The 1,715-nt window shown below is 52.0% G+C and carries 2 rRNA genes; both read left to right on the top strand.

What is annotated here, in order from left to right:
- Positions 1 to 1,398: ribosomal RNA gene (locus IB249_RS29535) — 23S ribosomal RNA — on the top strand; the annotation flags it as partial.
- Between the two features lie 153 nt (positions 1,399 to 1,551).
- Positions 1,552 to 1,667 (top strand): 5S ribosomal RNA (gene rrf, locus IB249_RS29530).
- Positions 1,668 to 1,715 lie beyond the last annotated feature (48 nt).

Raw genomic sequence — 1,715 nt, 5'->3', positions numbered from 1 at the left:
TAAGGCCGAGAGCTGATGACGAGTGTTCTTTTAGAACACGAAGTGGTTGATGCCATGCTTCCAAGAAAAGCTTCTAAGCTTCAGGTAACCAGGAACCGTACCCCAAACCGACACAGGTGGTTGGGTAGAGAATACCAAGGCGCTTGAGAGAACTCGGGTGAAGGAACTAGGCAAAATGGCACCGTAACTTCGGGAGAAGGTGCGCCGGTGAGGGTGAAGGACTTGCTCCGTAAGCCCATGCCGGTCGAAGATACCAGGCCGCTGCGACTGTTTATTAAAAACACAGCACTCTGCAAACACGAAAGTGGACGTATAGGGTGTGACGCCTGCCCGGTGCCGGAAGGTTAATTGATGGGGTTAGCTAACGCGAAGCTCTTGATCGAAGCCCCGGTAAACGGCGGCCGTAACTATAACGGTCCTAAGGTAGCGAAATTCCTTGTCGGGTAAGTTCCGACCTGCACGAATGGCGTAACGATGGCGGCGCTGTCTCCACCCGAGACTCAGTGAAATTGAAATCGCTGTGAAGATGCAGTGTATCCGCGGCTAGACGGAAAGACCCCGTGAACCTTTACTATAGCTTTGCACTGGACTTTGAATTTGCTTGTGTAGGATAGGTGGGAGGCTTTGAAGCGTGGACGCCAGTTCGCGTGGAGCCATCCTTGAAATACCACCCTGGCAACTTTGAGGTTCTAACTCAGGTCCGTTATCCGGATCGAGGACAGTGTATGGTGGGTAGTTTGACTGGGGCGGTCTCCTCCTAAAGAGTAACGGAGGAGTACGAAGGTGCGCTCAGACCGGTCGGAAATCGGTCGTAGAGTATAAAGGCAAAAGCGCGCTTGACTGCGAGACAGACACGTCGAGCAGGTACGAAAGTAGGTCTTAGTGATCCGGTGGTTCTGTATGGAAGGGCCATCGCTCAACGGATAAAAGGTACTCCGGGGATAACAGGCTGATACCGCCCAAGAGTTCATATCGACGGCGGTGTTTGGCACCTCGATGTCGGCTCATCACATCCTGGGGCTGAAGCCGGTCCCAAGGGTATGGCTGTTCGCCATTTAAAGTGGTACGCGAGCTGGGTTTAGAACGTCGTGAGACAGTTCGGTCCCTATCTGCCGTGGACGTTTGAGATTTGAGAGGGGCTGCTCCTAGTACGAGAGGACCGGAGTGGACGAACCTCTGGTGTTCCGGTTGTCACGCCAGTGGCATTGCCGGGTAGCTATGTTCGGAAAAGATAACCGCTGAAAGCATCTAAGCGGGAAACTTGCCTCAAGATGAGATCTCACTGGAACCTTGAGTTCCCTGAAGGGCCGTCGAAGACTACGACGTTGATAGGTTGGGTGTGTAAGCGCTGTGAGGCGTTGAGCTAACCAATACTAATTGCCCGTGAGGCTTGACCATATAACACCCAAGCAATTTGTGACTCCTGAGTTGAAAGACGAACGAGACCAGATTGCGGTGTTGTGAAGACGAAACAAACCGAAAGTTTGCAACTCACAAACATCACATACCCGATTCGCTGGAGCGTTGAAAAACGTGTCAGCTCAAGAATTTCTTGACGACCATAGAGCATTGGAACCACCTGATCCCATCCCGAACTCAGCAGTGAAACGATGCATCGCCGATGGTAGTGTGGGGTTTCCCCATGTGAGAGTAGGTCATCGTCAAGATTAAATTCCGAAACCCCTATCTGCGTATGCAGGTAGGGGTTTTGTTTT

Source organism: Pseudomonas sp. PDM04 (assembly GCF_014851765.1).
In the GTDB taxonomy this organism is placed as follows: Bacteria; Pseudomonadota; Gammaproteobacteria; order Pseudomonadales; family Pseudomonadaceae; genus Aquipseudomonas.
This window is presented reverse-complemented; position numbering and strand designations above follow the sequence as displayed.